Here is a 24,379-nt window from a genome sequence, read left to right as displayed (position 1 = left end):
TTCAAGATAACCTAAACCCATACGGCTTCCCCAAAATATATCAGAATACCTTAGTTCTTACACCGAATTCAACATTATGTTGACATTAACATAATTGAACTTAGAAAAGCACGGCGTAATTTACACTCTTTTCAAATCAGCCCTAGCTGCAACAATTCACGAAAGCGTCGCGCAGCTTTTTACTGTGCAAAAACAAAACTAACATAAAATCATTAAGTGTAAAAAGTAAATATTAAACATTAGACAAATAGACTATGTTATATGGGTCGGAGTTTACTGCTCAAGGTAAATTGCCCTGGGATGCAAAAGCACTAAGAGCAGATCGGGATGCAATACCTGCTAAAGTTAAAGCTGCTATGGGTGGAATCGGCGTTTTGAAATAATTCTTAATACGATCGACAATTTTACTGGTGCAGTTGAAGATGCGTGCTATGCGGGTGCTCTAAAGAACTGGCAACCCAACAGCCGCTTGGTGGATTACTAAAACTCTTAGGCTTTTCATTTAAACGGGGCTATTGTTGGTGTTTAACAAATTTATCCTGTGTTAAGCTTTAAAGTGATTATTTTCTAAAGTGTTAAGATCGGAGGTAACTATGGAAGATAAAAGCAATGCTGAACCGAGCCCAAAAGCTATAAAAATTCTAACTTGCATCATTCCTATAGTTTTAATAGGACTTATCCTTGTTCTTAAGAATATTAATACCACAGCAGCAGAAATTTCATTTTATATTGTTGCTATCGGTGTGGTTCTCTTAGTGATTTTCAGTTTGATCAAAAATAGAAAAAACCGCAGGAAGAACTAAATGTAAGGGGGGCTAATTACTAGTCCCCCTTGACTAACTTGCGGATAGTATAACCCGCCAAATTCCAATTTCATTTAAATTCTTCACAAATAACATGAGATTTTTCAGGAACCGTTTTCTCCAATTATTTCACTATTAATGCAGTCAATTGACGATATAGACGGTTACACCAAACCCAGGATACTACAACGCCAACCCCAAATACTCTCCAAAAACAATTTTTATATGACAGAAAAGCAGCTGGATGTTAAACAAATTATTTTCATGATTGACGGCATACCGATGCAACAATTATGCCAGAAATTAAAAAACTCAAAAGTTATCTCTGAAAGGCTGGGTCATTCAAACTAGTAAGGCTACTTGTGGGCAAATAACGGTTTAGTCTCACATAAACGTTGTTATTACATCACACGCTTAAACATCTTCTCCATCTCATACGTGCTGTGGTGGATAATGATCGGCCGGCCGTGCGGGCATGTGAACGGGTCTGTCGTTCGGCGCAGGTCGTCCAAGAGCGCTTTGATTTCATCGTTTCGCAAATGGCGGTTCGCTTTGATTGAGCCTTTGCAGCTCATCATAATGGCCGCTTCCTCCCGCAGTTTCTTAATATCGATCTGTTTGGCGTCAAGCACCTGCTGAATGATTTCTTCAATCAGTTCAGCTTCTTCCCCTTTTGGAAACCAGGCCGGATGGCAGCGGACGATGTAGCTGTTCGTGCCGAATGCTTCTAAAAACACTCCGACACTTTCAAGCTCATGCTGATGCTGGTCAATGATCAGCGCTTCATTTGCCGCGTAATGAAAGGTGAGCGGCACGATCATGTCCTGTACTTCAGGCTCGACCTGCCCGACTTTTTCCCGGAAATATTCGTATTTAATCCGTTCTTGTGCCGCATGCTGGTCAATGATATACAAGCCGTTTTCGTTTTGGGCTAAAATATATGTCCCGTGCATTTGGCCGATCGGATACATCACCGGAACTCTTTCTTCACGTATTTCTTCAGAGACAGCTTCCGGTTCCGGAGTATCGGAAACAGGCGCTTCCGTTACCGGCATGCCGAGCTCCGGCGGCACTCCGTGATCCGCTTCCTTCGGGAGGATCTCTTCTTCTATTATTACCGGCTCAGGCTCTTTTACGACCGAACTCAGCTTCATTGGTGAGTAAGACGGCTCCGGCGTTTTTTCAGGAAGTTTCCGCTCAGGCGCGCTTTCCTCGAATGTCATAAATTGCTGTTCGTTTTTGGCCGGTGCCGGCGCTGATTTTTTCGGGAGCTGGGCGCTCGGAATAAGCCGCTGCTTTTGAAACACTTCCTTTATCCCGTCACGGATCAGCTCATGCAGCTCCGTCTCTTTGCTGAGGCGGACTTCAAGCTTTGAGGGATGTACATTGACATCGACCAAAATCGGGTCCATCGTAATTTCGATAAACGTAATCGGATGGCGGCCGATCGGCAGAAGTGTGTGATAGCCCTCATGCACCGCTTTTACAAGCGGGAAATTCTTAATGTATCTTCCATTAATGACAGATGACATGTAGTTTCTGGATGCACGCGTGATTTCCGGAAGCGCAATGTAGCCCTTGACTTCAAAATCAAGCGAGCTGACATGGAGCGGTATCATTTTTTTCGCAACCGCCGTCCCGTAAATTGCGGCCAGCACATGGCGCACGTCCCCGTTACCGTTTGTCTGCAGCAGATTTTTCCCCTGATGACGGAGACGGATCGATACTTCCGGATGCGCAAGAGCGATCCGGTTGACAACATCCGTAATATTGCCGAGCTCCGTATGCACGGTTTTCATATATTTCAATCTGGCGGGTGTATTGAAAAACAGGTTGGTAACGATAATCTCCGTTCCTTTTCTGCTGGAGGATTTCTGTTCAGAAATGATATTCCCGCCCTGAAGAATGAGATGGGTGCCCGCTCCCTCGCCGATGCTCGTTTTAATTTCCAGATGAGAAACAGACGCGATACTTGGCAAAGCTTCTCCGCGGAAACCGAGTGTTCTCACCCGGAACAGGTCGTTTTCATCTTTGATTTTACTGGTCGCGTGGCGGCGGAAAGCCCGCTTGCAATCATCGGTTTCCATCCCTTCGCCGTTATCGAGCACCCGAATCGACGAAAGCCCCGCTTCCTCTATGTCGATTTCAATGACTGTACTGTTTGCGTCGATGGCGTTTTCCACCAATTCTTTAACGACTGAGGCAGGCCGTTCGACCACCTCGCCGGCCGCTATTTTATTTGAAAGTTCATCTGACAGCTGGATGACTTTTGCCAAGTCCGTCACCTCTTTCTATTTTAATTTTTTTTGCAGCTTGTACATTTCGTTCATCGCTTCAAGCGGCGTCATATCGAGAATATTGATTGACTTAAAGGCTTCAAGCACTTGTTTTTCTTTATTAGAAACAGCCGGTGCCTTCTGTTCTTTTTCACCGTCAGCAAAAAAGGACAGCTGTGCCGGTTCTTCTCTGACGGCGGACTTTTTCTCAGATACCGCCGGAAGCTCCGGTTTATCTCCCGTCTGCTCAAGCTGTTTTAAGATCTCCTGCGCGCGGCTGATCAGATCATCCGGGAGCTCGGCAAGCTGGGCGACATGAATGCCGTAACTTTTATCTGCGGCTCCTTCTTTGATTTGATGGAGAAACACGACCGTTCCGTTATATTCCTCTGCGCGCACATGAACGTTTTTCAGCTGAGGAAGCTTATCTTCAAGCACCGTCAGCTCATGATAATGCGTGCTGAACAGTGTTTTAGCGCCGATATGATCGTGAACATATTCAATAATCGCCTGTGCCAGCGCCATTCCGTCGTACGTTGATGTCCCGCGGCCGATTTCATCAAACAGGATCAGGCTGTCTTTTGTGGCGTTCACAATCGCGTTTTTCGCTTCCAGCATTTCCACCATAAAGGTGCTTTGTCCGGAAATCAAATCATCCGCTGCCCCGATTCTCGTGAAGATTTGATCAAAAATCGGCAGAACCGCTTCTTTTGCGGGCACAAAACAGCCGATCTGGGCCATGATCGATAAAAGTGCGATCTGTCTCATGTACGTGCTTTTACCTGACATATTCGGACCCGTAATCAGGAGCATTTCCCGCGAATCGCCCATCAGGCAGTTGTTCGGCACGTATTCTTGACTGTCCATCACCTTTTCAACGACGGGGTGTCTCCCTTCAATGACTTTTACTTCATTATCAGAAAAGACGGGCTTTGTGTAATGCCTGTTTTCACTGATCGTAGCAAAGCATTGCAGTGCGTCCAGCTCACTCATTTGTTTGGCAAGACGCTGCAGACGCGGAATAAATTGTTTCACCTTTTCACGCAGTCCGGCAAAAAGCTCATATTCCAGCTCGCAGATGTTGTTTTCCGCTTCTAAAATAAGCGCTTCTTTTTCCTTCAATTCCGGCGTAATATACCGTTCGGCGTTTGTGAGGGTCTGCTTCCGCTCATACCGTCCGTCTTCAAGCAGATGAAGGTTTGCTTTTGTGACTTCAATATAATAGCCGAACACTTTATTGAAACCGACCTTTAATGAACGGATGCCCGTATAAGCGCGTTCCTGCTGCTCCAGTCTGGCAATCCAGTCTTTACCGTTTTTGCTGGCGTCACGGTACTCATCGAGCTTCTGATGATAGCCGTCTTTAATTAAGTTGCCTTCTTTTAACGATAACGGCGGGTTTTCATGAAGGGCTTCTTCTAACAGGTCAAGCAAATCTCCGCACGGATCAATCAAGCCGGCGCGTTCTTTTGCTTTTTTATGGTTAAGAGACCCTACAAGCTCTTTGATGCTCGGCACTTGTTTTAAAGATTCTTTCAGCTGGATTAAATCCCTTGCGTTGACGTTTCCGAATGCGACCCGGCCCGCCAGACGTTCTAAATCGTATACTTCCTTCAGGCGCTCGCGCAGATCTTCACGCTCAAACAGATGATTGATCAGCGTCTCGACCATTTCCTGACGTTCTTCGATTTGGGATGCCCTGATCAGCGGGCGGTCAATCCATTGTTTGAGAAGCCGGCCGCCCATCGCTGTTTTCGTCTCGTCTAAAAGCCAAAGCAATGACCCTTTTTTGCTTTTCGAACGGATCGTTTCCGTCAGCTCAAGATTCCGTTTTGAATACAGGTCAATTTTCATCGCTTCTTCCAATTCATATACTTGAACCGGCTGCAGATGATCCAGGCTCCGTTTTTGCGTTTTCTGCAAATACGTATATAAACGCATAAACGTCTCTGTCAGCTCTTCGCCCGGCAAGTGCTTTGCGATTTCAATGCGTTCTGTTATTTCCCCGTCTTCGATGGAAATCGTGGCGCCGCACCGTTCTTTCAGCTGAGCAGCTGTATGTTCGTTAAACTTGCTTGATACGACAATTTCCTTTGCGCCGACTGAGTAAATTTCTGACATGACATCTTCAATCCGCTCAATAAATACGGCCAGGTTTTCTCCGGTCGTTAAGTCCGATAAAGCGAGACCGTATCCGTTACGAAATTCGGAAACGGAAGCGATAAAGTTGTTTTCCGATTCATGGATGCCTTTTCCATCCATCACGGTTCCCGGTGTGATCAGCTGGACGACTTCTCTTTTCACAACGCCTTTAGCCGCCTTCGGATCTTCCGTCTGTTCACAGATCGCCACTTTATAGCCCTTTTTAATCAGCTGTTCAATATAAGCCGCCGCGGAATGATACGGCACGCCGCACATCGGAATTTTATCAGCCGAACCTCCGTCTCTGCTTGTCAGTGTAATTTCAAGCTCTTGTGACGCTTTTTTTGCATCTTCAAAAAACATTTCATAAAAGTCACCAAGCCGAAAAAATAAAAAGGCATCTTGGTGCTCTGCCTTTATCTTCAAGTATTGCTGTATCATAGGCGTGTAACTAGCCATCATTTAATCCCTCACTATGTATCTTCTCTTATCCGAATCCCATTATAACATAAACAAAAGAGTGATATCTTTATATATAAAAAAGAGACTTGGGGTGTTAAACTCCCCTAGCCTCAACTTATTCTTCAGGATCTCCGACTAAAAATTCAGGGTTAATGTCCTCTAATTCTTCATCAAGATCGTCTTCCCAATCATCATCATCGTCTTCTTCCCAGTCAGGATTGACTTCGACGACGACTTTCGTTTCACCGACCACTTCTGCTAAAAATTCTCTCTCTGCCTGAACCACGATTTTATTTCCGTTAGGAGAAATGGTGACTTCAAGACAATTCGGCTGCTGCAGCACTTTGGCAATGACTTCGTGTTCGTCATCTAAGTAATTTGTGTCTCTGTATCTGAGTTTAATCACATCGACATACTTTACTCTCTCGGTTACAACTTCCGTTTTTGTATTATCGGCGTAAGAGTACCAGACGTTTATATCATAATACCCTTCAATTTCTACAGTCTTCCCGATCTTTTCGGCATCGTACTTGTGGTTGATAATCCAGCCGCCCAATATACTTGACGGTTTTTCTCCAGGTGAGATCGTGTTGGTGCATTGGGTGAATTTTCTTCCTTTCGCAACTACCGCTTTCGTAATAATTTCCCTGTATTCAGACATTCCGGCAGGCCTCCTTGTTCTTCTTCGTGTTATCTTATGCTGGGCATTTGTCTCATGTGCATTTTTATAATAAAAATATAAAAATACAAAGTTTCTGTTTCATTGTATGCAGCCCTGCCCAGAAACTTTACTTTTAAGTATGATAAAACTTTCCAGTAAAATGGGACAAAACGGTGATCTAATGAAAATTTAGTACACATTACAATTAGTTCTCAAACAGCAAAAAAACACGGGCCGATGAAGGCCCCGTGTTTAAATAGAACAGCTGTTATTCGAATGTTTTACTTTTGAACCGGTTTCTCCCGTCAGCAGGTTGCCTCCGGTAGATGTAATGATTTCGTTTGTCACCTGATTTGAGATCGTATGTGCGACAAGCTGAAGAAGGTCATTGACCTCAATCTGGGAATCTCTGAATTCCTGAATGATCGGAATCCCTTCAAGCTCTTCCTGCAGGGCGTCAATTTTACTTTCCACTTGTTTCAGCGCTTCAAGCTTTTCGTAGTGCTTCAGGTTAACGGCTTGCTTTTGCAGGGTTTTAATCTGATTAATAATCGCAGAGACTTTTTCATTTTCGTTAATCTGCGCCTCAGCGCGTTTGAAAAAATCAACTTCTTCTGTTTCAGAAATCATTTTCGCAAGGTTCCTAGCCTGCTGTACAATGTCTTTCTTAGAGTAAAGCGTCATTATTATTTCACCTCGATTGCTTCTCCTGCCATCACACCGTCAAGCGACCATGTTTTCGCCTGTTCGATTTTGACGCGTACAATCTTGCCGATGGCGTCTTTCGGCCCTTTGAAGTTGACGAGCTTGCTTTTTTCCGTATAGCCGGCAAGAATGTCAGGGTTATTTTTGCTTTCTCCCTCAACTAATACTTCGACAGTCCTGCCTTCATATTCCTTCATTTTTTTGGCTGAAATTTCTTTCACCAAATCATTGAGGCGCTGAAGACGTTCTTTCTTGACCCTCATCGGAACATTGTCTTTCATCTTCGCTGCCGGCGTGCCTTCACGCGGAGAGTAAATAAACGTATATGCGCTGTCAAATTCCACTTCGCGATATAACGAAAGCGTTTCTTCAAATTGTTCATCGGTTTCATTCGGGAAACCGACAATAATATCGGTCGTCAGTGAAGCGTTCGGCATCGCCGCTTTAATTTTTCCGACAAGCTCCAGATAGCGTTCTCTGTCATATTTGCGCGCCATCATTTTTAACATCGCTGAGCTTCCTGATTGAACCGGAAGATGGATATGATCAAGAAGGTTGCCGCCTTTGGCGAGCACTTCGATCAGATGATCATCAAAGTCACGCGGATGACTCGTCGTGAATCGGATTCTCGGAATATCAATTTTACGCAGTTCGTCCATTAAATCACCGAGACCGTACGTCATATCCTCAAAATCTTTTCCGTACGCATTCACGTTTTGACCGAGCAGCGTGATTTCTTTATAGCCTTCGCTTGCAAGTCTTCTGACTTCCTGGATAATTTCCTCAGGACGGCGGCTTCGTTCTTTTCCGCGGGTATACGGTACGATGCAGTATGTGCAGAACTTGTCACAGCCGTACATAATGTTGACCCAGCCTTTAATTTTTCCGTTGCGGACTTTCGGAAGGTTTTCAATGACATCCCCTTCCTTCGACCACACTTCAATGACCATCTCTTTTGATAAATATGCCTCTGATAAAAGTTCCGGCAGACGGTGGATGTTGTGCGTGCCGAAAATCATATCGACAAACGGGTGCTTCTTAAGGATGCGGTTTACGACTGATTCTTCCTGTGACATGCAGCCGCAGACGCCGAGAATCAGGTCCGGGTTATTTTTTTTGAGCGCCTTTAAATGGCCGAGCTCTCCGAACACTTTGTTTTCAGCGTTTTCCCGGATAGCGCAAGTGTTTAATAAAATAACGTTCGCGTCATCAACCGAATTTGTCGCTTCATAACCGAGCGCCATAAAAATACCCGCCATGACTTCCGTATCATGCTCGTTCATTTGGCACCCGTACGTGCGGATATAAAATTTCCTGCCTTCACCGAGGCCTTTAAATTCTTCTGAGATTTTAAAATCGTTATGATATTGAACGGATTCTTTGCCCCGTTTTTTCGCATCTTTTAAAGAAGGCGGAATATATACGGCTTCAAAATACTTGCTGTAATCCTTTTCGGATTTTTTGTCCGCCGGATTCACTTGTCCGCTTTCCTGCTTTTGCTTTTCATTCATGTTCGAATGTCTCCCTTCAACCGAAACTTCCACCCTCAAGTATACTGGTTAAAAGCGTTTGGCACAACCGCCAGCCTATTATTGTACACCTTATTGAGAATAAGAATCAATAAGAAATAAAAAAGAGGGAATCATTTCCCCCTTACACAAGCTGAAGCTCTTTTGCGGCTGAACGGATAACTTCCAAGGCCCGGTCAAGCTCCTCTTTTGTATGCTCCGCCGTAATAATGGTGCGGATTCTCGCTTTTCCTTGGGCGACCGTCGGATACACGATGCTTTGTGCAAAGACGCCGCGGGTCAATAAAAGGTCTGATAATGCCTGGGCTTTTTCTTCCTCCCCTATTAATATCGGCACGATCGGTGTTTCGCTTTTTGTGAGGGTCAGCCCCATTTGAACCAGTTTGTCTTTGAAATACGCCGTGTTCTCCCATAGCTTTTCCATATGCTCCGGCTCTTCCAGCAGGACGTCAATGGCTTCTATGCATGCGGCCGTTACCGCAGGCGGATGAGAAGTGCTGAATAAGAAAGGACGCCCTTTATGGCGCAGGTAATCGATCAGAACCTGCGACCCTGCGGCGTAACCGCCAAGCACTCCGATGGCTTTGCTTAATGTGCCCACCTGTATGTGGACTCTTCCGTCAAGCCCGAAGTGATTAACCGTTCCCCTTCCGTTTTTTCCGAGTACGCCGGAAGCATGCGCGTCGTCGACCATCACAAAGGCATCGTACGCCTCTGCAAGTTTGACGATGTCAGGCAAAGGAGCGATGTTGCCGTCCATTGAGAATACGCCGTCGGTGACGATCAGGCGCATGCGGTAATTCATTGATTTTTTCAGCACCCTTTCCAAATCGTCCATATCAACATGGCGGTACACCTTTTTATCTGCTTTTGTGAGCCTGATCCCGTCAATGATGGAAGCATGGTTCAGTTCGTCAGAGATCACGATATCCTCTTTTGTAAGAATGCTTGATAGGACGCCCTGATTCGTTGTGAACCCCGATTGAAAAACAAGTGCCGCTTCTGTTTTTTTAAAGTTTGCCAATTTCTTCTCCAGCTCATTGTGCATTGTGAATGTTCCGGCGATTGTCCGGACGGACCCCGTACCCGCTCCGAATTCCTCCGCGGCGCGTTTGGCCGCTTCGACAAGCCTTGGATGCGACGTCAAACCGAGATAATTGTTCGATGAAAGCTGTATCACGTTTTCCCCTTTGACTTCCACCGACGGACCCTGCTTCGTTTCAATTTGTTTCATTTGCTGCCACGTTTTATTTTCTTTCATTTTATCAAGCTCGGCTTTTAGAAATTCAAATTCTTTCATTATAGAACCCTCCCCTTATGGAATCAAAATGACTTTGCCGCACTGGCCCTTTCTCATCAGGTCAAACCCTTTTTCAAAGTCTTCAAGCGGAAACTGATGCGTGATCACCGGCGTCAGATCAACAAGGCCGGATTCAAGCAGGTGCGATACCTTCCGCCATGTTTCAAACATTTTTCTGCCTGTGATGCCTTGGACGGTAAGTCCTTTAAACACCACGTCATTTGTCAGGTCAACCGTCACCGGACGTTCCGGCAGACTCAGCATGTGGAACCTTCCCCCGTTGGCCGCCATCTTTAATCCTTGTGTTATGGCTGTCGGGTGGCCGGACATTTCACAGACAAGGTCGATTCCTTCTCCGCCTGTTAAGGTGTCGATCACCTCAAGCGGATCTTCCTCGTCAGCTGGAATGGTGATCGCGGCTCCCAATTTCTTCGCAAGAGCCAGCCTGTAATCATTTTTATCAATGGCCGCAATACGGGACGCACCGGCCGCTTTAGCCACCGCCACCGCCATCAGTCCGATCGGTCCGCAACCGATAATTGCAGCGGAACCGCCCGCAAGCTGGCTGTTTTCCAGCACCGTATGCACCGCGTTGCCAAGCGGCTCTTGAACAGAAGCGACGGCGGGGTCCATATCAGCGGGATTTTTCCAAACATTTCGAGCCGGCACTTTGACATATTCAGCGAAGGAACCGGCTGTATCTACGCCGAGGATCTTTGTATGGGTGCACACATGATGTTTTCCTGTTAAACAAGGGACACAAGTACCGCAGACGAAGTGGGTTTCAGCCGAAACGTAGTCACCTATTTTGACATTTGTGACGTGCTTGCCCGTTTCCGCTACGATACCGCTGAATTCATGTCCGAATACTTGAGGTGTTTTGATTCGTTTCTGCGCCCATTGATCCCAATTATAAATATGCACATCTGTACCGCATATAGATGCGGCCTGTACTTTAATGAGAACTTCATTCTCATTAATGGAAGGTATGGGAATTTCTTTCAGAGTTGCTCCGAAAGCGTTTTCATTTTTGACGATAGCTTTCATCTTTCCTCCCAACATGTACACTCCTCCTCGAAAAAACACTGTAATAACTGGATTGTAACATGAGATAAAAAGGAGGTAAATACCAGTGTCCACTCCAAGAAAACAACTGCTTCCGTCCGGAAAAATGGGCGGGATTTTTTTTGAATATTATATGAATAAAGCCATTTATCATCTCTTCGTACTATCAATATAATATTGTGAGAAAATATGACAACAATAAAAACAACCCGCTCGCCTTACGCAAGCAGGTTGAGAATGTCATGTTTTTGTTTTTAACGGGGTTCGACGATTAACTTAATCGCCGTTCTTTCTTCTCCGTCAATCTGTATATCTGTAAAAGCCGGAATACAAATCAAATCTACGCCGCTTGGCGCGACAAAGCCTCTGGCAATCGCAACCGCTTTAACAGCCTGGTTTAAGGCACCCGCCCCAATTGCTTGAATTTCGGCGGCTCCGCGTTCCCTCAATACACCGGCAAGCGCGCCTGCTACTGAATTTGGACTTGATTTTGCTGAAACTTTTAAGATTTCCATTTCTGCTCCCCCTTAGTTTTACAATGGATAAGTGAGTGTTCATTAGAACAATCATTATTAGATGTTGCTATCCAAAAAGCCATCCCCACAATGCTTTTCAAAAATAGCGGGCTACCTTCCATTTCTACTATATTCACTAAGAAGTTGCTATATTCCTGCTTTTCCTTTTAATATTTTTATAAAATAAACACATGATCACCTATTCAAAGAACATATGGTCATCATTGATTAATATCCGTTCGATATTTACGGCCTTTTTCGTTTGATCGTCGATGTCAATGAGCACTCCGCTCAGCGTAGTTTTACCTTCCGCCACCGTAAACCGGACGGGAAGATTGGTTTTAAACCGCTTGATGACCGTTTCTCTGTCCATACCGAGAATTCCGTCGTACGGACCCGTCATGCCTACATCAGTAATATATGCCGTTCCTTTCGGTAAAATGCGGTTATCTGCCGTTTGCACGTGTGTATGGGTGCCTACCACGGCAGAGGCTCTTCCGTCTGTGTACCAGCCGATCGCAATTTTTTCGCTTGTCGCTTCGGCGTGAAAATCAATAAAAATGTACGGCGTGCGCTTTTTCGCTTCTTCTATTAATTCATCCGCTTTAGCAAACGGATCATCAAGCGGCGGAAGAAACGTCCGCCCCTGTAAATTAATGACGGCAAGCTCTTTTCCGTTCGATTTAATATAGGTAATGCCTTTGCCCGGTGTACCTTCCGGGAAGTTCGCCGGGCGGACAAGATGCGGCACATCATCAATAAAGTCGAAGATCTCTCTTTTATCCCACGTATGGTTTCCCATTGTAATGGCATCGGCTCCCGCTTCCATCAGGCTGTGGTAGATCTTTTCTGTCAGTCCTTTTCCGTGTGCTGCATTTTCTCCGTTAATAATTGTAAAATGCGGTTTATGTTTCGCTTTCAGTTTCGGGACATATTCTTTTACCATGTCGCGGCCCGGGGAACCGACAACATCTCCGATAAATAAAATTCTCATACATTCCATTCCTTCCTTTTCAGGGACTCAAAAAAATAAAGTGATGCGCTAAGCATCACTTTATTTTGCATACTCTACGGCTCGAGTTTCTCTGATTACGGTCACTTTAATGTGGCCCGGATAATCAAGCTCGTCCTCAATTCGTTTACGGATATCACGTGCCAAACGATGGGCTTCTAAATCATTAATGGAGTCCGGCTTCACCATGATGCGAACTTCACGGCCGGCCTGAATCGCAAATGATTTTTCAACACCTTCGTAAGACTCGGAGATTTCTTCAAGCTTTTCAAGTCTGCGGATATAGTTTTCGAGCGTTTCACTTCTCGCGCCCGGTCTTGCGGCTGACAGTGCATCAGCGGCAGCGACCAGAACGGCGATAATGGAAGTCGGCTCTTCGTCTCCGTGGTGTGACGCAATACTGTTAATGACGACTGGATGCTCTTTATATTTGGTCGCAAGCTCCACTCCGATTTCCACGTGGCTTCCTTCCACTTCATGGTCAATTGCTTTTCCGATGTCATGCAGAAGACCGGCCCGCTTGGCAAGCTTTGCATCTTCTCCAAGCTCGGAAGCCATTAAACCGGCTAAAAACGCAACTTCCATAGAATGTTTCAGTACGTTCTGCCCGTAGCTTGTACGGAATTTCAACCGGCCGAGGATCTTGATCAGATCCGGGTGGAGTCCGTGAACGCCAACTTCAAACGTCGTCTGCTCACCCATTTCCCGGATATAGTCATCAACCTCACGGCGGGATTTTTCAACCATTTCTTCAATGCGCGCCGGGTGAATACGGCCATCCTGAACGAGTTTATCAAGAGCGATTCTTGCCGTCTCCCGTCTGATCGGATCAAATCCGGAAAGAATGACTGCTTCAGGTGTGTCATCAATAATCAGGTCAATACCTGTAAGCGTTTCAAGCGTACGAATGTTACGCCCTTCACGGCCGATGATACGTCCTTTCATCTCATCATTCGGAAGATTGACGACCGATACCGTCGTTTCGGCAACATGATCTGCTGCACAGCGCTGCAAAGCAAGCGACAGAATGTTTTTCGCCTTTTTATCTGCCTCTTCTTTCGCACGGTTTTCGGTTTCTTTTGTCATGATGGCGATGTCATGTGAAAGCTCATTTTCAACCCGGTCAAGAATGATTTGTTTCGCTTCATCCCGTGTCAGGCTCGAAATGCGTTCGAGTTCTGACTGCTGCATACGAATCATCTCATCCACTTTGCTTTCCATCTCTTCAATATGTTGTTGTCGTTCATTCAGAGAATGATCTTTCTTCTCCAACATCGCTTCCCGTTTATCAATTCCTTCATGTTTACGGTCAAGATTTTCTTCTTTTTGAAGTAAACGGTTTTCTTGTTTTTGAAGCTCATTTCGTCTTTCACGAACTTCCTGTTCAGCATCTATTCGAAGTGTATGGATTTCGTCCTTTGCTTCAAGCAGAGCTTCTTTTTTCAGTGCTTCAGCATCACGCTTTGCATCTTCAAGGATTTGCTCGGCAGCACCGCGTGCGCCCGCAATCTTTGCTTCGGCAATGGTTTTACGAACATAGTAGCCAACAACTAAACCGAGCAGAGTCAGCAAAATGGAGATGAGAACCGTCATTGGGGTCATACTTTCACCTCCTCTTGCTATGAACTTGGTTTTTGCTTAAATAAGTGCCGGCATGTACATTGTTTGATTTTCTCAACATACAGAACCTTCACAGGGAATGAGTCTCTCATGCCCTTGTCAAGTTTAAATGGTTTAACAATCATGTTAAAAAAACAAATGTTACAACTTCATTGTAATTGTGTCGGAAATACTTGTCAAGCTTGCCAGCTTAACGATTCGCCTTCAGCTCGGAATCTTCGCCATGTATATATCATACCATACCTAGATCCGCTTTTCGTGAATGACGGCTCTGTCAGTCCGCCTGGTTAAGCAATTGGTAAATTCTATTGTTTACCTGTCCTAATTTGGCGTTATTCTGAATATTTGACAGTAATATGACATATTTGCTTGCCGAATGGCTGAAGCTGTTCAAAATGTTGTAACCGGGCATAACACCGTGATTGGAATAGCTTCCCGGATCAATGTAAAACCCCATGCCGTAAGCGGCACTGCTTCCTGCTGTAAACATTTTTGTGAAGCTTGCTTTTGAAAGGAGCGTGTTGTTTACGATCGCTTTATCAAATTTATAGAGATCTTCAGCGCTCATATACATGTCGCCCGCCCCGTACAGCTGCGATAAGTCCAAAAGGTGCGGCGTTACAAGACTGCCGCTCTCATCGACTTTGTAGCCGACGGCAGGATATTTGGCTTTGGCAAATGTTTTGTAAAATCCGGCATGCTTCATTCCGGCCGGTTTGAACACGTGTTCTTTTATATATTGTTCATAAGACTCCCCGCTGACCTGAGATACGATATAAGCAAGCACTGAATAGTTGGAATCCCTGTAATCCCAAACCCCGGGCTGCCGTTTAATTCCGCGGTATTCTATATCCTTGATTAAATCAATTGGAGAAATCGGTCCCTGCCCCTCAATATGCCCGTTTATGCCGGACGTATGATTGAGCAGGTTTTTCAGTGTAATGCGCGTGCCGTTAGGAAAATTCGGCAAATATGTACTGACGGGGTCACTCGTCTGCAGCAGCCCTTTTTCTTCAAGCTGCAGGACAGCCGTCGCGATTAACGCTTTTTGTGAAGAACCGATATAATATGATGTCTCCGGATTGTTTTTAATTTTTTGTTTTCGGTCCGCATAGCCAAAGCCTTTTTTCAGCACAACTTTTCCATCTTTTACGATCATTGCTGTGCCGCTGAACCCGATCTGTTGCAAGTAATTGCTGATCTGTTTATTGTGATCGATTGATTTAGGTGTTTTCTCTTTTTGCGTCTTTTCTTTTTTCTGGTGAGTCTGGTCTTTTGAAGTATCAGATTGAGCGGCGGGAGCGCTTTTAACGGATTCCTTCTCCCGGTGATGCGCTGTGACGGTCCAGATCATAATAAAAACAGTGACAAGCAGCAGAAAAAGAAACAGCCCTCCCGTTTTCATCAGCTTCTTCTTTCTTTTTTTATTTATTCTTGTGCGGCGGGGGCTCGTCATCTTTTTTCCTCCTCAGATATAATTTCAACTTTCGCCATGATGTTAGACGAGTGAAGGGTGAAAAAAGTTGTAACATTCCAGATAAAATTTTCCGAAACAGCCAGTGTTTTTTGAAACACACAAAAAAAAGAGCGGAAATTGCTTATTCCGCTCTTTTGATCGTGTTTTTATTCTTCTAATTCCATCTCTTCCTGAACTTCTTCCGCTTTGTCCGTTACACCGTTATTGTCTAAACCGTAATATTCACGGATTTGCTCCTGAATCATCAGCATGATGTCTTTATTTTCTTTTAAGAACTGCTTGGCGTTTTCACGGCCCTGGCCAAGGCGTTCTTCTTCATAAGAATACCATGAACCGCTTTTTTGCACGATATCCAGTTCAGTTCCAAGGTCGATGATTTCCCCTTCTTTGGAGATTCCTTCACCGTACATAATGTCCACTTCAGCCGTACGGAACGGAGGAGCGACTTTGTTTTTTACGACTTTAATTCTCGTTTTATTCCCCATGACGTCGTTGCCCTGCTTTAATTGCTCGGCACGGCGCACTTCAAGGCGCACGGAAGAATAGAATTTCAGCGCGCGGCCGCCCGGTGTCGTCTCCGGATTTCCGAACATAACGCCGACTTTTTCACGAATCTGGTTAATAAAGATTGCGATTGTTTTAGATTTATTGATGGCGCCGGAAAGCTTACGGAGCGCCTGAGACATGAGACGCGCCTGTAAACCGACGTGTGAATCACCCATGTCACCTTCAATTTCAGCTTTTGGAACAAGCGCCGCAACAGAGTCAACGACTACGATATCAACAGCTCCGCTTCGCACCAGCGCTTCAGCAATCTCTAGCGCCTGCTCTCCCGTATCCGGCTGAGAAAGCAGAAGCTCTTCGATATTGACACCGAGCTTTTGCGCGTAAACAGGATCAAGAGCATGCTCAGCATCAATAAATGCTGCCTGTCCGCCTTTTTCCTGAACCTCAGCGATTGCGTGAAGCGCTACAGTCGTTTTACCTGAGCTTTCAGGTCCGTATACTTCAATAATCCGTCCGCGCGGGTATCCGCCTATTCCGAGAGCGGTATCAAGTGCAAGGGAACCGCTTGGCACCGTTGAAATTCTTGTATCTGTTTTTTCTCCGAGCTTCATGATGGAACCTTTGCCGAATTGTTTTTCTATTTGCTTAAGAGCCATATCTAAGGCTGCCTGACGATCACTCATTTATTTTTTCCTCCTTTATCTTGCCACTACATATACTATACCTTGTTTACTGGCATTTGCCAAGAAAAAAGCGAACGCACATTCGGATTTTTTCCGCGTTCGCTTTTCTGCAAAAGAGCATAATTTCCCTTGTGAAACTTAAAAATCAGAGAAAACGGCTCTTTAAAACTTTATTTTTGATCCAGCATTTTTAAAATGAGATGGCAGCCGTATCTAGCGGCGCGCTTTCTGATTCCGGTTCTTGAGCCGGCAAAGTTAAATTCGTGCACCTCTTCTTTTCCTTCCGCCGAAATGCCGATAAAGACGCGGCCCGGAGCATGCCCTTCCTGCGGGTCGGGACCCGCAACCCCGGTAAAGCTGATGCCGATATCGCTTCCGGTCAGCTTTCTCACACCGGCTGCAAGCTCTTTCGCACACTCTTTGCTGACCGCTCCGCTTTCTGCGAGCGTCTCAGCTTTCACGCCGAGCACATGCTGTTTCACGCTGTCGGAATAACAGACAACGCCCCCTGCGAATAGTTGAGACGCACCGCTTAAATCAGTCACCCACTCAGAAAACAGGCCGCCTGTAAAGCTTTCGGCAGAGGAAATCGTGATTTTGTTTTGTCTGCATGCTTTTGAAAGCTCCTTCACCAGAGACGTATCATCATATCCGTAGAAAAATTCACCGACACGTTCTAAAATGGCGGCTTCCGTTTCTTTTAAAAGCCGTTCTGTTTCTTTTTCGTCAGCATGTTTCGCCGTTAAACGCAGCGTGACCTCGCCGTCAGCAGCAAGCGGCGCAATCGTCGGGTTCGTCTGCGCATCAATGATATCTTCTAAATCAGCTTCAAGCTGGGATTCACCGATTCCGAAAAACCGCAGCACGGTTGAAACGATTTTCTCATTAGAACCGAGCTTTTTAAGAAGCAGCGGCTTCGCTTCATTTTCAAACATCGGACGCAGCTCGCTCGGCGGCCCGGGAAGCAGCATATAAAGCCTTGAGCCGTGCTCTGCAAGCATTCCCGGCGCCATGCCGAAATGATTCGCCAAAACGTCTGAGCCCTCAATGACGAGCGCCTGTTTGCGGTTATTCGGCGACATGGTCCGTTTTGTTTTCACGAAATATTCTTCGATCGACCGGAATGCTTCGTCATTCAGAACGAGCGGGCGCCCCAGTGTGTTTGCAATGGTTTCTTTCGTTAAATCGTCCTTGGTCGGCCCGAGGCCGCCTGAAAAAATAATCAGGTCTGAGCGCTCTTCGGCAATGCGGATGACTTGCTTAAGCCGCTCCGGATTGTCACCGACAGCGGTATGATAAAACACGTTTACACCGATTTCCGCCAGCTCTTTACTGATAAACTGCGCGTTCGTATTGGCGATCTGGCCGAGCAGAAGCTCCGAGCCGACTGCAATGATCTCTGCTTTTTTTGCTATTTCCATCTTTAAGTCCTTCTTTCTTAGTTAGATGTTTTTAACGCATCCCAGTTCTTCGCAAAATAATCCCAGCCGGAAATGACTGTGAAGAGCACAGCCACCCATAAAGCGATATCGCCGAACGGGAAAGAAACGAGCTCAAACGGAAGATTATGCAGCAAAAGCGCGGCAACAGCGATGATCTGAGCCCATGTTTTAATTTTCCCCAGCATATTGGCGGCTACAACTTCCCCCGTTCCCGCCAGCACAAGTCTTAATCCCGTTACGGCAAATTCGCGGCTGATGATGATGATGACCATCCACGCCGGCGCAAGGTCAAACTGCACAAGCGTAATTAATGCCGCGGATACCAGCAGTTTGTCAGCCAGCGGATCTAAAAATTTCCCGAAGTTTGTCACGAGGTTCAGTTTTCTGGCGTAGTAGCCATCCACCCAGTCAGTCGTTGATGCGATAATGAATAAAACAGCTCCCGTAAGATGCGCTACCGGAATCGATTCATCCCCTATATGAACGCTGCCCCACTGAAAAGGAACAAGCATGATAATCATAAATACAGGAATTAAAGCGATTCTTGCCAGTGTGATTTTATTCGGTAAGTTAAACATAAAGCCCCTCCAATAATATGTACTCGGACGTGAAGAAAAAGTCATCTTAATCGTTCAGATGACTTTTCCCCTTTTATTTTTTCATCTTGATTGTGATGGTCTGCGCCATCACATCATGCGGATTGAGTTCATAGGACAGAACCTCTCCGTTGATTTTAATTTTCAGGTTAGGGGCATAGCCCGTGCGGATTTCAATCTGCTTTTGATCCGTGACGTCTTTTTTAAAGGTTTCGCCTTTTTGCAGCGTTCCTTCTTTTAAAGAACCGCCGCTGTCATCACGGACGCGGATCCATGCGCTGTCAGAAGCAATCAGTTCAAGCTTATACTTATCTGCCCCGGAGACGTTGTATGAAGAAGCTGAGCCTTCCGTTCCGGCCGCTTTGATCTCCGTCTTTTCACTGCTTTTTTCTTTCTTTTTCTGCTCTGATGCTTTTGTGTCCTTTTTATCTTTCTTGCTGTCAGATTGCGCTTCGTCATTTGTATTGCCGTCGTTTTTCAGCGCAGAATCCTTAGGAATCTCATACTTGCTCTCACTTTGGGTGACGGCTTTGTCTCCGTCTGTCTGCCCGGATTTACTCATTCCGAGCTGAATAATCGCATAAATGATCGCGATGACGATAATGACACCGATGACGACAAGGACGGTCGGAAGCCATTCCGCCGCCTTTGAAGCGGACTTAGGAAGCTCCCTTTGCATGGCAAGACCGGAGATTTTTTCCGACACATCGTCATGGTACGTGTTAGGGATGTCTTTTTTGTATTCTTCAAATAACTGATCTGAATCAAGCCCGACAGCTTCAGCGTATTGCTTGATAAACGCCCGCACATAAAAATTGCCGGGAATGACGTCATAATTGCCTTCTTCCAGAGCGGTTAAGTATCTTTTCTGAATTTTCGTCGCCGCCTGGAGTTCATCCAATGACATCCCTTTTTCCTCTCTGGCTTCTTTAAGCCGGATTGCTAATTCTGTCACAACAAACACCTTCCAATATTAAAAATCAAAGCTTGAAAAACCGGTCTGATCAAACATTTGCGGTTCTTCTGCATGTTCATATGTAATGACTTCGTCAGGATCATTTCTGAGTTCGATAATATAATCGAAATCATCGAGCGTATACTCCGAATTTTGAACAAAAATATCGGGGTGCTCCACGACCTTTGTCGCCGGAAGCCGCATAATTTCACTGACGAGCTGAAGATGGCGCTCAGATCCCCGTCTTGTCGAAACGATGCCGTCGAGGATAAACACGTTTTCCGTGCTGTATTCATCGGCAACCAGCTGGCTCCGGATCGTTTGTTTTAGCAGCGTTGATGATACGAAAAGCCATCTTTTGCTGGCACAAACGCTTGACGCAACGATGGACTCCGTTTTTCCGACCCTCGGCATTCCCCGGATTCCGATCAGTTTGTGCCCTTCTTTTTTAAACAGCTCGGCCATAAAGTCAACCAGAAGACCGAGCTCGTCCCTTTCAAAACGGAAGGTTTTTTTGTCATCGGCATCACGCTGAATGTATCTTCCGTGGCGGACTGCGAGACGGTCGCGAAGCCTCGGTTCTCTCAGCTTCGTTACTTTAATGGTCTCCATTGTTTTTAAAATTGATTCCAATCGTTTAATTTGATCTATATGCCGGCATCTGAGCAGCATTCCCCTTCTGGAAAGGTCGACACCGTTAATTGTGACAATATTAATTGACAGCATCCCGAGAAGAGATGAAATATCCCCGAGCAGGCCGGGGCGGTTCACTTGAATTTCATATTCAAAATACCATTCGAGCTTTGCCAAATGATATACCCCCTCCATTGTGGCAAATTTTTACCTTCCTTTATCATAAAACATTTTTCTCTAATTAGAAAGAAGAATGTTGCTCTATAGAGGAAAACATAAAAAAAGAGAGGAGAAATCCCCCCCTCTTAATGAGTGCTGTTATTTTCAACAAGCTTCACCATCATATTTGCGATGGCGCGCTGTTCATCTTCAGAAGCAACGCTCCAAAGATCAGCAAGCACTTTTTCCTGATGGTTTTTCGAGTCGACTTCGTTCGCAAGGTAACCGCCGATTTCTGTAGCGAGGTCAGTGATCGTTTCATCACTCATCCCTTTTTCCTGCGCATAGTTCAATCTGTCGCCAAGGAAATTCTTCCAATTATCCCAGTTTTCTAATACTGACATGTTGGGTTCCTCCATTTCATCTGTTGTTACAAAATTATTTTGTCCGTGCAGATGCAAACTATACACACATTTTTTTCAGCAGTGCCAGCCGCCGTTTACGGATAATATATGCCCCGTAATATAGGAAGCCTTGTCCGATAATAAAAAGGCCGCCGCTTCGGCGATTTCCTCCGGCTTTGCCAGCCGGCCCGCGGGAATTTCCTCTGCCAACGCTTCTTTTTCATCAGACGTGAACTGATCAAGCATATTTGTATCAACGGCACCCGGCGAGACTGCATTCACGCGGACGCCGCTCGGAGCAAGCTCTTTGGCAAGCGCTTTGACGAACGAATGCTGCGCTCCCTTGACCATGCTGTATAATACCTCGCACGATGCTCCTGTTTCTCCCCAGACGGAACCGATCGCGACGATGCCCCCGCTTTTTTCCCGGATCATGCCGGGCACCAGATTACGCGCCAAAAGAAACGGACTCGTCACATGCAGCTGCACCATCTCCCGCGCCATGTCATCCGTAACGTCCGTAATCAGGCCGAAATGACTTTTGCCGCTGTTTAGTATCAGAGCGTCCACAGGCTGCTTAACGGAACGGCTGAGTGTCTCCGCGCCATCCGGTGAGGACAGATCCGCCTGAATAACGGAGGCTTTTACGCCGAATGATGCGCTCAGCCTTTCCGCAAGCCTGTGTGCGGCTTCCTTATTAGAATGATAATGCAAAAGGACGTCATATCCGTTTTTTGCGAGGACTTCACTTATACTTTGTCCGATTCCGCCGCTTGCTCCGGTTACGAGCGCTGTCTGTTTCATCAATCAATACTCCTTCTTTCCCCAGAAAAACATCCCTCAGGGCGTGAGGGATGTTTTTTGTTATGATTTTGGCACGACTTTGCAGACTGTCAGCCTGTCTTCTGATATTTCTTCTTTAATGACCCGCTTTACGTCTTCCAGCGTAATCTGCTCCAGTACGGTTACGACATCAAACAGACTCATATCTAAAAAGGCGTAGCGTGTAAATTGGTTGGCGATATATTCAGGCGAATTGAGCGCTTTTAAGAATGACCCGATCTTCTTTTTTCTCGCAAGATCAAGTTTTTCCGCAGTCACGGCTGATTCCGCATCAAGCAGCATGTGTTTTAATTCGTCAGCGAGCTTATCCGGCTCCGGTGTATCTCCTCCGACAGAGGCAAAACCGAATCCGTATTCAGCCGTGTAATCAAAGCTGAAGGTTTCATCAATGTAGCCTTTGTCGTACAAGTCACCGTAATGCGGTGAGCTTTTTCCGAAGAGACATTCAAGCATGAGGTTCATGCTGAGCTCGTGCTTCAACAGCTCCCGCCCCGTTTTATAAGGGTCTTTCGCCTTTAAGCCGACAAGACATTTTGAGCCTTGCACGTTCATTTTTAACTCCTGCTCCCGGCGGAAAACCGCTTCCTGCTCCTGAACTTCTTCACGTTTGATTTCGGGCTGGTCTGTAAACGGCTTTTTCTCCTGGTTTTTCCGCACCTGGCTGATGACCGCTTCAGGATCTGCGGGACCGACGATAAAGAGCAGCATATTGCTCGGGTGATAAAACGTTTCGTAGCACTCATACAGCAGATCTTTCGTAATATGAGAGATGCTCTCCACCGTTCCGGCAATGTCAATTTTCACGGGGTGGTCTTTATACATATTTTCGATAAGGCCGAAAAACAGCCGCCAATCCGGATTATCATCATACATATTAATTTCCTGGCCGATGATGCCTTTTTCTTTTTCAACTGATTTTTCCGTGAAATACGGGTCCTGAACAAAATCCACGAGTGTCTCCAGGTTTTTCTCCACATTAGAAGTGCTGGAGAACAGATAAGCGGTTCGTGTAAATGATGTAAAGGCATTTGCCGACGCCCCCTGCTTACTGAAGTCCTGAAACACGTCGCCGTCCGCTTTTTCAAACAGTTTATGCTCCAGAAAATGCGCGATTCCGTCAGGGACGTGTACCATTTCTTCCTTATTTAAAGGAACGAATTGATTGTCAATGGAACCGTACTTTGTCGTAAACACGGCGTATGTTTTATTAAAGCCCTGTTTCGGCAGCACATAGACATCAAGGCCGTTTGCCATTTTTTCATGATACAGCGTTTCCTGAAGCTGTTCGAAGTTTATCGGTTTAGTCAAGATGCTCCCCCCGTCCCTTTTAAGAAATAAGTCGTATCCAGCTTAATGTTCTTTCCGACATTGATAATGTCCTCTTTTGTCACTTTCTCGATATTGTCAAGGAATCTTTCGATCGGTATCTCTACTTGGGCCGAGGCCTGCTGATACAGAAATTCCGCTAAACCGTATGCCGTATCAATGGTTTCTAATACTTGATTTTTAATAACGGCTTTCGTTTGGGCGATATCATCTTCTGAAAAGTCACCGTTTTGCATAGCCTGAAACTGTTCTTCAATGATGGTGACGGCCTGCTTGTAATTTTTCACCTCAATGCCCGACATGACCATCAAAAGCCCTTTGAAGCTTTCCACCCTTGAGGCTGCATAATAGGCGAGGCTCGCTTTTTCACGGACATTTATAAACAGCTTTGAATGAGAGAAACCTCCAAACAGCCCGTTAAACACCTGCAATGCAGGATAATCCGGATCTGTATATGTCGTATTGGTCCGGAATCCGATATTCAGCTTGCCCTGCTTGACGTCCTCTTCATCAATGACTTCCTTCGGATCGGGCTGTTCATTCGCCGCGCTTCTTTCAAAAGGCTGCAGCTCCCGTTCTTCCGTTTTAAAATACGTATCAACGGCCGTTTTCACTTGATCTGTATCAACATCGCCGATGACGTACAGGTCCAGCTGATCTTCGCGTATGGCTTTTTGATAGGCTTCATACAAATCTTGCGGTGTAATGTGTTCAACATCATCGAACTCGCCGTTGACGTGAAGCGCATACGGTTCGCTTTTGCACATTTCCTGAACGAGACGCAGATTAGAATATCTCATCTTATCATCATATACGGCTTGAATCCGCTGTTTCAGCGTCCGTTTTTCCTGCGTGACATAAAGGGGCAGGAAGGCGCCGTTTTCCAAAGCGGGCGAAAAGACAAGCTCTGATAAAAGCTGAAGACCTTTTTCCAATAACGGTGTGCGGTCCTTCAGATACTTTTCATTAGGAATCTCAAGTCTGAACGTAATGACATGACGTTCTCCCTTTTTTGTCAGATCAGCTGAAACGGATGTGCCGTACAGCTCATCAAAATAAGACCGCAGATCAGCGGTTTTCGGGCGGCTTTCTGTTCCGCGCAGAAGCACATGCGGAAACAGCGCCCTTTTTGTTACGAGCTCTTTCGTTAAAGGAGCCAGCATTTTAAACGTCAGCGAAACGGTTTTAAATTTCTCGGTCTTTACGATGTGGGCGGTGATCCCGCCGTGCTTTGACTTCATTTCATTTACGTAAGTCATGTGAA

Annotated in this window: 21 protein-coding genes; 1 reads left to right on the top strand and 20 read right to left on the bottom strand. The window is 45.7% G+C overall.

The genetic code is table 11. From position 1 onward, the window contains the following. Positions 1-593 precede the first annotated feature (593 nt). Positions 594-803 carry a hypothetical protein gene (locus J6600_RS08635; RefSeq protein WP_209388252.1) on the top strand — a complete coding sequence of 70 codons (210 nt, stop codon included), beginning with the start codon at positions 594-596 and terminating at the stop codon, positions 801-803. 401 nt (positions 804-1,204) lie between these two features. Here J6600_RS08635 and mutL read toward each other — a convergent pair whose 3' ends face one another. From mutL to yfmF, 20 genes are all read right to left on the bottom strand, one after another. Beyond that, complete coding sequence (mutL, locus tag J6600_RS08630) at positions 1,205-3,079, bottom strand: DNA mismatch repair endonuclease MutL (protein ID WP_209388251.1); 1,875 nt, start codon at positions 3,077-3,079, stop codon at positions 1,205-1,207. 15 nt (positions 3,080-3,094) lie between these two features. Next, on the bottom strand, positions 3,095-5,680 hold the full coding sequence (mutS, locus tag J6600_RS08625; protein WP_038461807.1) for a DNA mismatch repair protein MutS: 2,586 nt from the start codon (positions 5,678-5,680) through the stop codon (positions 3,095-3,097). A 118-nt stretch (positions 5,681-5,798) separates the two neighbouring features. After that, a complete protein-coding gene (cotE, locus tag J6600_RS08620) occupies positions 5,799-6,344 on the bottom strand; it encodes an outer spore coat protein CotE (RefSeq protein ID WP_003154111.1) in 546 nt (181 codons plus the stop codon). 252 nt (positions 6,345-6,596) lie between these two features. Beyond that, a complete protein-coding gene (gene ricA / locus J6600_RS08615) occupies positions 6,597-7,028 on the bottom strand; it encodes a regulatory iron-sulfur-containing complex subunit RicA (protein WP_003154113.1) in 432 nt (143 codons plus the stop codon). Positions 7,029-7,030: 2 nt separating this feature from the next. Then, positions 7,031-8,560 (bottom strand): tRNA (N6-isopentenyl adenosine(37)-C2)-methylthiotransferase MiaB, encoded by a 1,530-nt coding sequence (gene miaB / locus J6600_RS08610; protein WP_003154116.1) that lies wholly within the window; start codon positions 8,558-8,560, stop codon positions 7,031-7,033. Positions 8,561-8,702: 142 nt separating this feature from the next. After that, positions 8,703-9,881: a glycine C-acetyltransferase gene (locus J6600_RS08605; protein ID WP_029325912.1), complete on the bottom strand. Its 1,179-nt coding sequence runs from the start codon at positions 9,879-9,881 to the stop codon at positions 8,703-8,705. 12 nt (positions 9,882-9,893) lie between these two features. Then, positions 9,894-10,940: an L-threonine 3-dehydrogenase gene (gene tdh / locus J6600_RS08600; protein ID WP_209388250.1), complete on the bottom strand. Its 1,047-nt coding sequence runs from the start codon at positions 10,938-10,940 to the stop codon at positions 9,894-9,896. Positions 10,941-11,197: 257 nt separating this feature from the next. Beyond that, on the bottom strand, positions 11,198-11,458 hold the full coding sequence (spoVS, locus tag J6600_RS08595; protein ID WP_003154135.1) for a stage V sporulation protein SpoVS: 261 nt from the start codon (positions 11,456-11,458) through the stop codon (positions 11,198-11,200). Between the two features lie 199 nt (positions 11,459-11,657). After that, the gene (locus J6600_RS08590; RefSeq protein WP_003154137.1) at positions 11,658-12,452 is read right to left on the bottom strand and encodes a TIGR00282 family metallophosphoesterase; all 795 of its coding nucleotides are present in this window, start codon (positions 12,450-12,452) and stop codon (positions 11,658-11,660) included. Between the two features lie 60 nt (positions 12,453-12,512). Beyond that, positions 12,513-14,072 (bottom strand): ribonuclease Y, encoded by a 1,560-nt coding sequence (gene rny / locus J6600_RS08585; RefSeq protein ID WP_003154140.1) that lies wholly within the window; start codon positions 14,070-14,072, stop codon positions 12,513-12,515. Between the two features lie 292 nt (positions 14,073-14,364). Continuing rightward, positions 14,365-15,546, bottom strand: coding sequence for a serine hydrolase domain-containing protein (locus J6600_RS08580; protein ID WP_209388249.1), 1,182 nt, complete (start codon positions 15,544-15,546; stop codon positions 14,365-14,367). Positions 15,547-15,713: 167 nt separating this feature from the next. Beyond that, complete coding sequence (gene recA / locus J6600_RS08575) at positions 15,714-16,757, bottom strand: recombinase RecA (RefSeq protein WP_003154145.1); 1,044 nt, start codon at positions 16,755-16,757, stop codon at positions 15,714-15,716. Positions 16,758-16,927: 170 nt separating this feature from the next. Continuing rightward, the gene (locus J6600_RS08570) at positions 16,928-18,178 is read right to left on the bottom strand and encodes a competence/damage-inducible protein A (protein ID WP_209388248.1); all 1,251 of its coding nucleotides are present in this window, start codon (positions 18,176-18,178) and stop codon (positions 16,928-16,930) included. A 17-nt stretch (positions 18,179-18,195) separates the two neighbouring features. After that, on the bottom strand, positions 18,196-18,777 hold the full coding sequence (gene pgsA, locus J6600_RS08565; protein ID WP_007409821.1) for a CDP-diacylglycerol--glycerol-3-phosphate 3-phosphatidyltransferase: 582 nt from the start codon (positions 18,775-18,777) through the stop codon (positions 18,196-18,198). 73 nt (positions 18,778-18,850) lie between these two features. Further along, positions 18,851-19,750 (bottom strand): helix-turn-helix domain-containing protein, encoded by a 900-nt coding sequence (locus tag J6600_RS08560; protein WP_014417801.1) that lies wholly within the window; start codon positions 19,748-19,750, stop codon positions 18,851-18,853. Positions 19,751-19,768: 18 nt separating this feature from the next. After that, positions 19,769-20,560 carry a DUF3388 domain-containing protein gene (locus J6600_RS08555; RefSeq protein ID WP_003154149.1) on the bottom strand — a complete coding sequence of 264 codons (792 nt, stop codon included), beginning with the start codon at positions 20,558-20,560 and terminating at the stop codon, positions 19,769-19,771. Positions 20,561-20,688: 128 nt separating this feature from the next. Next, positions 20,689-20,946, bottom strand: a complete 258-nt coding sequence (locus J6600_RS08550) for a DUF3243 domain-containing protein (RefSeq protein WP_003154150.1) — start codon at positions 20,944-20,946, stop codon at positions 20,689-20,691. 75 nt (positions 20,947-21,021) lie between these two features. Continuing rightward, positions 21,022-21,750, bottom strand: a complete 729-nt coding sequence (gene ymfI / locus J6600_RS08545) for an elongation factor P 5-aminopentanone reductase (protein WP_014417800.1) — start codon at positions 21,748-21,750, stop codon at positions 21,022-21,024. Between the two features lie 60 nt (positions 21,751-21,810). After that, positions 21,811-23,097, bottom strand: coding sequence for an EF-P 5-aminopentanol modification-associated protein YfmH (gene yfmH / locus J6600_RS08540; RefSeq protein ID WP_025649450.1), 1,287 nt, complete (start codon positions 23,095-23,097; stop codon positions 21,811-21,813). Next, positions 23,094-24,374, bottom strand: a complete 1,281-nt coding sequence (gene yfmF, locus J6600_RS08535) for an EF-P 5-aminopentanol modification-associated protein YfmF (RefSeq protein WP_012117578.1) — start codon at positions 24,372-24,374, stop codon at positions 23,094-23,096. The genes yfmH and yfmF overlap by 4 nt, the downstream gene beginning before the upstream one ends. Positions 24,375-24,379 lie beyond the last annotated feature (5 nt).

It is taken from the genome of Bacillus sp. LJBV19 (assembly GCF_017797845.1).
Classification (GTDB): Bacteria; Bacillota; Bacilli; order Bacillales; family Bacillaceae; genus Bacillus; species Bacillus velezensis.
The sequence above is the reverse complement of the archived record's forward strand: the minus strand, read 5'-3'. Positions and strand labels throughout refer to the sequence as shown.

What these genes read in the sequence shown, in the direction of transcription:
- J6600_RS08590 (WP_003154137.1), bottom strand. Translation starts at nt 12,452, where the DNA reads ATGAGAATTTTATTTATCGGAGATGTTGTCGGTTCCCCGGGCCGCGAC.
- rny (WP_003154140.1), bottom strand. Translation starts at nt 14,072, where the DNA reads ATGACCCCAATGACGGTTCTCATCTCCATTTTGCTGACTCTGCTCGGT.
- J6600_RS08635 (WP_209388252.1), top strand. Translation starts at nt 594, where the DNA reads ATGGAAGATAAAAGCAATGCTGAACCGAGCCCAAAAGCTATAAAAATT.
- cotE (WP_003154111.1), bottom strand. Translation starts at nt 6,344, where the DNA reads ATGTCTGAATACAGGGAAATTATTACGAAAGCGGTAGTTGCGAAAGGA.
- spoVS (WP_003154135.1), bottom strand. Translation starts at nt 11,458, where the DNA reads ATGGAAATCTTAAAAGTTTCAGCAAAATCAAGTCCAAATTCAGTAGCA.
- ymfI (WP_014417800.1), bottom strand. Translation starts at nt 21,750, where the DNA reads ATGAAACAGACAGCGCTCGTAACCGGAGCAAGCGGCGGAATCGGACAA.
- pgsA (WP_007409821.1), bottom strand. Translation starts at nt 18,777, where the DNA reads ATGTTTAACTTACCGAATAAAATCACACTGGCAAGAATCGCTTTAATT.
- mutS (WP_038461807.1), bottom strand. Translation starts at nt 5,680, where the DNA reads ATGGCTAGTTACACGCCTATGATACAGCAATACTTGAAGATAAAGGCA.
- J6600_RS08570 (WP_209388248.1), bottom strand. Translation starts at nt 18,178, where the DNA reads ATGGAAATAGCAAAAAAAGCAGAGATCATTGCAGTCGGCTCGGAGCTT.
- ricA (WP_003154113.1), bottom strand. Translation starts at nt 7,028, where the DNA reads ATGACGCTTTACTCTAAGAAAGACATTGTACAGCAGGCTAGGAACCTT.
- tdh (WP_209388250.1), bottom strand. Translation starts at nt 10,940, where the DNA reads ATGTTGGGAGGAAAGATGAAAGCTATCGTCAAAAATGAAAACGCTTTC.
- recA (WP_003154145.1), bottom strand. Translation starts at nt 16,757, where the DNA reads ATGAGTGATCGTCAGGCAGCCTTAGATATGGCTCTTAAGCAAATAGAA.
- J6600_RS08550 (WP_003154150.1), bottom strand. Translation starts at nt 20,946, where the DNA reads ATGTCAGTATTAGAAAACTGGGATAATTGGAAGAATTTCCTTGGCGAC.
- J6600_RS08580 (WP_209388249.1), bottom strand. Translation starts at nt 15,546, where the DNA reads ATGACGAGCCCCCGCCGCACAAGAATAAATAAAAAAAGAAAGAAGAAG.
- yfmF (WP_012117578.1), bottom strand. Translation starts at nt 24,374, where the DNA reads ATGACTTACGTAAATGAAATGAAGTCAAAGCACGGCGGGATCACCGCC.
- miaB (WP_003154116.1), bottom strand. Translation starts at nt 8,560, where the DNA reads ATGAATGAAAAGCAAAAGCAGGAAAGCGGACAAGTGAATCCGGCGGAC.